The organism is Mycobacterium sp., from assembly GCF_035697385.1.
Lineage (GTDB): Bacteria > Actinomycetota > Actinomycetes > Mycobacteriales > Mycobacteriaceae > Mycobacterium.
In genome coordinates this window covers 1-7,239 of the sequence record NZ_DASSCY010000063.1, presented here as the reverse complement: position 1 = coordinate 7,239, position 7,239 = coordinate 1, and the positions used below count along the sequence as shown (strand labels likewise).

The following is a 7,239-nucleotide window of genomic DNA, read 5'->3' as shown; positions in this document are numbered from 1 at the left end:
CGAGCCGACAGGGGCGCTCGTCACCCGCTGGGCCGCTGATCCCTACGCGCGTGGCTCGTACAGTTTCCTCGCTGTCGGCTCGAGCCCGGCGGACCTGCGCGCACTCGCCGAACCGGTGAGCGAGCGACTGCTGTTCGCGGGCGAGGCGACGTACGAGGAGTTCTTCGCCACTGTTCACGGCGCGTACATGAGCGGCCTGCGCGCAGCAGATCGGATCCTCGGGTAGCTGACCGAACATTTGAAAACTGAACCCTGATCAACTCGGAATGTTGACCCCCGTGAATGCGGGGTGACGTCAAGTGATCATTGACAGATGCACATATGTCAATACATCATTGACATATGTCCGGTTCGTTCACTATGACTGGTCAGCAGCTGCACCGTCAGCTCGGCCAGATCCTCGCTGCCCCGGTTCTGAATTCCGAGATCGAACCGCTCGACTTGGTGCGCGCAGCGCACGAGATTCGGGACGGGGCTGAGGCGTTGATGGCTTCGGCTGTGCGGCAGGCACGCGAGGCGGGCCGGACATGGCAGGAAATCGGCGAGGTGCTCGGTGTCTCGCGTCAGGCCGCGTTCCAGCGATACGGCAAGCCAATCGATCCCCGAAACGGAGAAGTCATGAATACCAGCCCACTTCCTGATGCCGTCGAGTTGGCCAGGGCGGTCATCGATGACCATGCTCACGGCCGGTGGGCTAATATCACCGCGCGCTTTGATGACACGATGCGCGCCGGCCTCACTGAGGAGGGGCTTGCCGAGGCGTGGGCTTACATTGCGGGGTTGGCTGGGGCCTACGAGAGCCACGGAGACACTGACGCCGTGCGTGCCGGCGACTTCACCATCACCAACACACCATTGGCCTTCGAGGCTGGCGATTTCGTCGCTCGCATCACATTCCGTGACGATCGGACGATTGCCGGGCTGTTCATCCTTAATCCTGATGCGGCCGGCGGTGCCGGCGGATCGGCCGGCAAGTGAATCAGTAAGCCGCCAAACTGACCTTCCCGGATAATGACCAGGCACTGGGAATCTCGGATAGACCGATTCCTTTTCGGCTCGCGGCTGGTCTGTATAGGCGTGGATATAACGCTCAATGAGGCTGCGCGCGCCGTGCTCGACGGCCCGCACTTCGCCATGCTGGCTACGTCGAATCACGACGGACGCCCGCAGGCGTCAGTCATCTTCGTCAAGCGCGACGGCGACACGGTGCTGTTCAGCACTATCAAGGGACGGCTGAAGACCCGCAACATGGCGCGCGACCCGCGGGTCAGCCTGCTGGTCGTCGACAAGGAGAACGGTCGCTACGTCGAGATCCGCGGTAGCGTCGAGATCACCGACGATCCCGAGAAGCGGTTGCTCTACGCGATGTACGACACATACATGGGCGGTATGCCACCGCCGCCCGAGCCCGACGCCGAGCGGGTGATCGTCCGCCTCACGCCGGAAAAGGTGTATCAATTCCCGCCGGTGCCGGCCGCGGCATGAACGAATTCATCCGTGACACCGAGCCGTATCGCCGCGAGCTGCTCGCCCATTGCTACCGGATGCTCGGGTCCGCCCACGACGCCGAGGACATCGTCCAGGAGACCTATCTGCGGGCGTGGCGGGGCTACCGGGACTTCGAGAGCCGCTCGTCGGTGCGGACGTGGCTGTACCGGATCGCGACCAACGCATGCCTGACCGCTCTTGCGCACGGCAGCCGCCGGGTGCTGCCATCGGGTCTCGGCGGACCCTCCGACGACCCGCAGACAGAGCCGGCAATGGCACCGGAAGTGGCTTGGCTGCAAGCGATTCCGGATGCATGGGTGAACGCCGTCGACGACCCTGCCGCGCTCGTCACGTCACGGGAGAGCCTGCGCTTGGCCTTGGTCGCAAGCCTGCAATACCTTCCGGCTCAGCAGCGCGCGGCGCTTCTGCTGCGGGATGTACTGGCGTTTCCGGCGGCCGAGGTGGCTGCGATGCTCGACATCACCGTCACAGCTGCCAAGAGTGCGCTCCAGCGGGCGCGGACACGAATGAAGGATGTCGCGCCGAGGGCTGACGACATCATCGAACCGACCGAACCGCGCGCCCGTGAACTGCTCGAGCTGTACATGACCGCGTTTGAGAAGTCCGACGCCGCGATGATCAAAGAGGTGCTGCGCCACGACGCCGCGCTGGAGGTGGTCGGGTCGCGAACGTGGTTCGCCGGCAACAGGACATGCCTGCCATTCCTCGCCGCCAAGGCGTTGGGCAGCCCAGGCGACTGGCGGATGGTGCCCATCGCGGCGAACGGTCAGCCGGCCGCCGCGGCTTACCTGCGTGGCGAGGACGGGCTTCATCACGCTTACGGGATTTCCGTGCTCGACGTGACGGCCGCAGGCATCGCTCGGATCGTCGTCTTCGGCGAGCCCGGCCTGGTCACCCTGTTTGGATTGCCGCTGGTCCCGTGACCTCCCGTAGCCGCGGGAATGCCGCCGCCACAATGAATATCGAGAGTATCGCCAGAACCAGAATCCATCGTGGATCCTCGACCTTGAGGTCGAGATACGCCTGGTGGCGTTCGGCTGCCGTCATCGGATCGGTGGTGTGGCCGGACTCGGCGAAGCCCAACCGTGCCGGCACGAAGGCAATGTAGGTCCATACCCGCATCGCGAAATACAACGCCGCCCCTGCGACGATCAGCAATCGCCGTTTACCCGCGCGCCAGCCCAGGTAGATCAGGCCGGGCATGACCAGCATTTCCAGCGGAGCGTTGACCGCGATGTAATACGGGATCATCGGAAGGAACATTTCCTCCAGTGTTTCGCCGGTCAGCGATGAGCTGCGCAGCGCTCCACTGAGCATCAACAGCGCCATCAGCCCGCCACACGCAGCGAAGGCCAGCGCAATGGTGCCGAGGAACACCAGCGAATCCTCGACCCAGGCAGCAGGTTTCGGTTTTGACCTCAGCCAGGTCGCACCGATACCCAGCACTATGCCCCAGGCGGCTCCGACTGCGACTGCCACGGGAATCGGAAGCAATTCCGACAGGTTGAACGCCCCGGTGATGGTCGCCGTGAACGGCACGGCCAACAGGTACGGCGCGATCGAGGGTGAGGACACCTAACCCACCGTCTAGCGCAGATCGTCGATGACCACGTCGCCGTTCTCCGAGCGGGCGGTGACGACGGCGGCGGCCTTCTCCCGATCGGTCGCTTGCGGAACTCGCACCGTCGCGTCGCCGTTGTCCGTGCTCGCGTTCACCACGTAGGGGCCAGGCCCCGGGAGCGCGACGATCACGTCGCCATTGTCAGTGATGACGTCCACGGTGCGCGGCGCGACTTCGGAGAAGTCCACCTTGATCTCGCCGTTATCGGTAGTGGCAGAAAACGATTCCGACACTGAGATCGGGTCGCGGGTCACCACGTCGCCGTTGTCGGTGTAGACCTCGATACGCCGCGCGGATCCGCTGAGAATCACCTCGCCGTTGTCGGTACGGGCGATGAGTTGATCAAGGTCGGCCTGGGCGAGCACAATTCCGTTGTCTTGTTGGGTCGTGACCGACAACCTGCGGGCGAGCTCTGGCGGCAGCACGAGCGTGATCTCGCCGGCGCGGCCCCAATCCATGAACATGGACTGCTCACCGTTGATCGTCACCCGCGCGTTCGGGCCATCTGAGCTGACCGCCAACGGGTTTGCGCCTGCACGGGTCGAGTTGACCATGCGCAGGTCGGCGCGCGGCTCGCGAGCGTCCCGGTCGGTGGTGATCCGGACCGCGACGGGCACATCGCCGGTGTCGACCGTCAACGAGCGCATGTTCGCCGGCAGTGGCTTGGAATCGGTGATGACCCGGAAGCTGCTGATGCCCCATGCGACCGTGGCAAGCGATACGACGGCCCCCACCACCAACACCGCCGCGGCGACGATGAGCGTTACGCGGACCGCGGTGCGTCCGCCAGGGGAGATTGGCGGCGGCGGGGTGGCCGGTGCTGGTGGTGGGGGAGCAATGGTGGTCACAATCAAAACCCTTCCGGTGGTTTACGACTCGAGGAAACGCAGCACCGCGAGCACGCGGCGGTTCTCGGTCTCGTCGGGAGCCAGATCCAATTTGGTGAAGATCGACGCGATGTGCTTCTCGGCGGAGCCGACAGAGATGTGCAGAGCGGATGCAATCGCCGAGTTCGTCTTGCCCTCGGCCATCAGCTGCAGCACTTCTTGCTCGCGCGGGGTGAGCTGATCGAGTGCGCTGCGGCGATGTGATCGCACAAGAATCTGTGAAACCACTTCCGGATCAAGCACCGTGCCACCCGTGCCGACGACCTCGACCGCGTCGAGGAAGGCAGGCACATCGGCCACCCGGTCCTTGAGCAGGTATCCGAATCCCTTTGTGTCCGAGGCGATCAGCTCCGCGGCGTAGCGCTCTTCGACGTAGTGCGACAGCACCAGCACCGCCGACTCCGGATTCTGACTGCGCAGCAGCGCCGCGGCCCGGATGCCTTCGTCGGTGAAGGTCGGGGGCATCCGCACGTCTACGATCGCCAGGTCTGGGCGCTTGTCGTTGACCAGCCGCAGCAAGTTGGTGGCGTCGGGCACACCGGCGACCACCTCGTGACCGGCGTCGGTGAGGATGCGCTCGATGCCGGCCCGCAGCAGCGCGGAGTCCTCGGCGATCACGATGCGCATGGCAGCACCGCGGTCACGATCGTCGGGCCGGTGGCAGGGCTGGTCACGCTGAACGTGCCGTGCGCGGCTCGCACGCGTTCCTCCAACCCGCGTAGGCCGGTGGCGTTCTCGTCGTTGGTTATCTCGGCACCGCCGCGGCCGTCGTCGAATATCGAGACCTGCAACTGGTTCGCCGACTCGTCGAGCCGCACCGTGACCACCGCCTGCGTGGCGTTCGCGTGTTTGGCGACGTTGGTCAATGCCTCGGCGACGACGAAGTAGGCGACGGACTCGACCTCGTCCGGTAACCGGCGGGGCAGATGAAGGTCAATCGTCGTCGGCACTCCGGTGATTTGCGAGCGCTGCACCACCGACGACAGCGCGGCGTCCAGCCCGCGGTCGGACAGGATGGTGGGCGCGATACCGCGCACCACATTGCGAAGCTCGACGAGCGCGCTCTTGGCGTCGTCGTGGGCCTCGGCGATAAGCGTCTTGGCCGTTGGCAGGTCGGTGTCGAGTTTGGTCTGCGCCAACCCGATCGTCATGGCCAGCGACACCAGCCGCGGCTGCACGCCGTCGTGCAGGTCGCGCTCGATGCGGTGACGCTCGGTCTGCGCCGACGACACCGCGCCCTGCCGGGCATCGGCGAGCGCACTGACCTGATGTTGGAGCGCGGCCGTCGGTGACGGTGACAGCAACCAACGGTCGATCACCGCATCGAGCGCAGGCGCGAAGATCAGGATCGCTACCGCGGCAACGACAGCCACGACGGCCAGCAGCCAGGCCAGCGGTGGCGACAGGAAAGACAGGCCGGCGTCGACATCGCTCTGCTGGATCGCCATCGCGGCCGCAGGGCCCAAGAACGCGAACGCCAGCAGGCCAAACGCGATCGAGGTGACCACGATGTCGTAGGTCATCCGCAGGAAGTGCTGGGCGGTGGCCTTCCAGAACCGGGCGCTGCTGATGTCCAGCCACAGCTGGTGCAGCCAACGCTGGAAGCCGGTGTAGTGCGAGATCCGGCGCGGCGGAATCCCGATGCCAAAGCCGAACACGGCCTCGCTGCGCAGGCGTTCGACCCATTCCACGCCGCGCATCACGTAGATGAACACCACCGCGGCGAGTACGAATCCGATGCCGGAGGGGATGGAAGAGACGCCAACGATCAAGATTGTCAAGGGAATCCAGAACCACACCAGGCCGACCGCGGCGCCGGTGACCATCGACGCCGTCGGTACCACACCGATGGTGCGGGGTGGAGACGTGACCGCCGGTTCCTCGGCGGCTATCGGCTCCGTACTGGCATCTGGACTTGTGTCGGTTACTGCGACCATGCCATCAACCTATGGACCTGGGGCGCCGCGCGAAACAGCGTTTTCCCGAGAACCTGGCGGGGGATAACCCCCCGCTCAGTAACGTCAACGTCGATATGACGAATACAGACCGGCATCCGTTGCTGAGCTACTTGGGCCCGAACTGGTTCGCATCGGTCATGGGCACCGGGATAGTCGCCACCGCGGCGGCGAGCCTGCCGGTGCATGTGCCGGGCTTGCGGGTGTTCGCCCTGGTCGTGTGGGTGGTGGCCTCGGTGTGGTTGGTCATCCTCATCGTGGCGGTTGGGGCGAACTGGCTGCGGCACCCGACGATGGCCCGCAGCCACGCCCGCAACCCGCAGATGGCTCACTTCTACGGAGCGGCTCCGATGGCGCTGCTTACTGTCGGCGCTGGAGCGATCCTCGTCGGCAAGGACCTGATCGGCGAACGTGCCGCCGTCGACCTTGACTGGATTCTGTGGACCGCGGGAACGCTCGGTGGGCTGTTCACCGCGATGAGCATCCCGTACTTGATGTTCACGCAGTACCGGGTCGAGGCCGACGCGGCGTTCGGTGGATGGCTGATGCCCGTCGTTCCGCCGATGGTGTCGGCGGCCACCGGGGCACTGCTGATCCCGCATATGGCGCCCGGCACCGGCAGGCAGACGATGCTCTATGGCTGCTATGCGATGTTCGGGCTGTCGCTCGTCGCGTCGATCATCATCATCACGATGGTGTGGAGTCGCCTCGCGCACTACGGCACCTCGGGTACCGCGCGGGTGCCGACGCTATGGATAGTCCTCGGTCCGCTTGGCCAATCCATCACGGCCGCAGGGCTTCTGGGCACGAGCGCGGCCCTGGCCGTCGAACCGGATCTGGCAAACGGCATGGTGGTCTTCGGGATTCTGTTCGGCGTGCCGGTCTGGGGCTTCGCCGTGCTGTGGATCGCATTGGCAACCGCGCTGACGGTGCGGACCCTGCGGCGCGGCATGCCGTTCGCGCTGACGTGGTGGAGTCTGACGTTCCCGGTGGGCACATTCGTCACCGGCACCACGCAGCTGGCGGTGCATACCGGCCTGCCGGCCTTTCGTGTCGCGGCCGCCATCGCCTACGTCGGTCTGCTCGGCACCTGGTGTCTGGTCGCTGTCCGGACGTTCCGCGGCGGGCTGCGCGGCAACTTGTTCGTCCCGCCACCCGCGGGTCCAGTCAAAGCGCAGAAAGACCCTCCGGCGGGCCCTGCGATTTCGGCGCCATGAGTAGCGTGTTCGGCGTGCAGCCACAACTCCTGCCTCCCAACGTCATACCG

At 65.4% G+C, this 7,239-nt stretch carries 9 protein-coding genes; 5 read left to right on the top strand and 4 right to left on the bottom strand.

Annotation, left to right across the window (positions count from 1 at the left end):
• The 4 genes from VFH65_RS05760 to VFH65_RS05745 form a co-directional block, all read left to right on the top strand.
• Positions 1–226, top strand: a 226-nt coding sequence (locus tag VFH65_RS05760) for an FAD-dependent oxidoreductase (protein WP_353320191.1), incomplete at its 5' end; no start/stop codon positions are given.
• 116 nt (positions 227–342) lie between these two features.
• Positions 343–978 carry a DUF3887 domain-containing protein gene (locus VFH65_RS05755; RefSeq protein ID WP_353320190.1) on the top strand — a complete coding sequence of 212 codons (636 nt, stop codon included), beginning with the start codon at positions 343–345 and terminating at the stop codon, positions 976–978.
• Positions 979–1,077: 99 nt separating this feature from the next.
• Entirely contained in the window at positions 1,078–1,485 is a 408-nt protein-coding gene (locus VFH65_RS05750) for a PPOX class F420-dependent oxidoreductase (RefSeq protein ID WP_353320189.1), read from the top strand.
• A complete protein-coding gene (locus VFH65_RS05745) occupies positions 1,482–2,432 on the top strand; it encodes an RNA polymerase subunit sigma-70 (protein ID WP_353320188.1) in 951 nt (316 codons plus the stop codon). The genes VFH65_RS05750 and VFH65_RS05745 overlap by 4 nt, the downstream gene beginning before the upstream one ends.
• Here VFH65_RS05745 and VFH65_RS05740 read toward each other — a convergent pair.
• From VFH65_RS05740 to VFH65_RS05725, 4 genes are read right to left on the bottom strand one after another with little or no spacing between them, the layout of a single operon-like run.
• Positions 2,401–3,084 carry a hypothetical protein gene (locus VFH65_RS05740; protein ID WP_353320187.1) on the bottom strand — a complete coding sequence of 228 codons (684 nt, stop codon included), beginning with the start codon at positions 3,082–3,084 and terminating at the stop codon, positions 2,401–2,403. The genes VFH65_RS05745 and VFH65_RS05740 overlap by 32 nt on opposite strands.
• Positions 3,085–3,096: 12 nt before the next feature.
• The gene (locus VFH65_RS05735; protein ID WP_353320186.1) at positions 3,097–3,978 is read right to left on the bottom strand and encodes a DUF4097 family beta strand repeat-containing protein; all 882 of its coding nucleotides are present in this window, start codon (positions 3,976–3,978) and stop codon (positions 3,097–3,099) included.
• A 21-nt stretch (positions 3,979–3,999) separates the two neighbouring features.
• Complete coding sequence (locus VFH65_RS05730; RefSeq protein WP_353320185.1) at positions 4,000–4,644, bottom strand: response regulator transcription factor; 645 nt, start codon at positions 4,642–4,644, stop codon at positions 4,000–4,002.
• Positions 4,632–5,954: a sensor histidine kinase gene (locus tag VFH65_RS05725; protein ID WP_353320184.1), complete on the bottom strand. Its 1,323-nt coding sequence runs from the start codon at positions 5,952–5,954 to the stop codon at positions 4,632–4,634. The genes VFH65_RS05730 and VFH65_RS05725 overlap by 13 nt, the downstream gene beginning before the upstream one ends.
• Before the next feature lie 95 nt (positions 5,955–6,049).
• On the opposite strand from VFH65_RS05725, the gene VFH65_RS05720 reads away from it, so the two are divergent.
• Positions 6,050–7,189 carry a TDT family transporter gene (locus VFH65_RS05720; protein WP_353320183.1) on the top strand — a complete coding sequence of 380 codons (1,140 nt, stop codon included), beginning with the start codon at positions 6,050–6,052 and terminating at the stop codon, positions 7,187–7,189.
• The last annotated feature ends 50 nt before the right edge of the window (positions 7,190–7,239 follow it).

Bases quoted from the DNA above. Each gene is read 5' to 3' on its own strand.
- VFH65_RS05755 (WP_353320190.1), top strand. From the start codon at position 343: ATGTCCGGTTCGTTCACTATGACTGGTCAGCAGCTGCACCGTCAGCTC.
- VFH65_RS05745 (WP_353320188.1), top strand. From the start codon at position 1,482: ATGAACGAATTCATCCGTGACACCGAGCCGTATCGCCGCGAGCTGCTC.
- VFH65_RS05730 (WP_353320185.1), bottom strand. From the start codon at position 4,644: ATGCGCATCGTGATCGCCGAGGACTCCGCGCTGCTGCGGGCCGGCATC.
- VFH65_RS05725 (WP_353320184.1), bottom strand. From the start codon at position 5,954: ATGGTCGCAGTAACCGACACAAGTCCAGATGCCAGTACGGAGCCGATA.
- VFH65_RS05720 (WP_353320183.1), top strand. From the start codon at position 6,050: ATGACGAATACAGACCGGCATCCGTTGCTGAGCTACTTGGGCCCGAAC.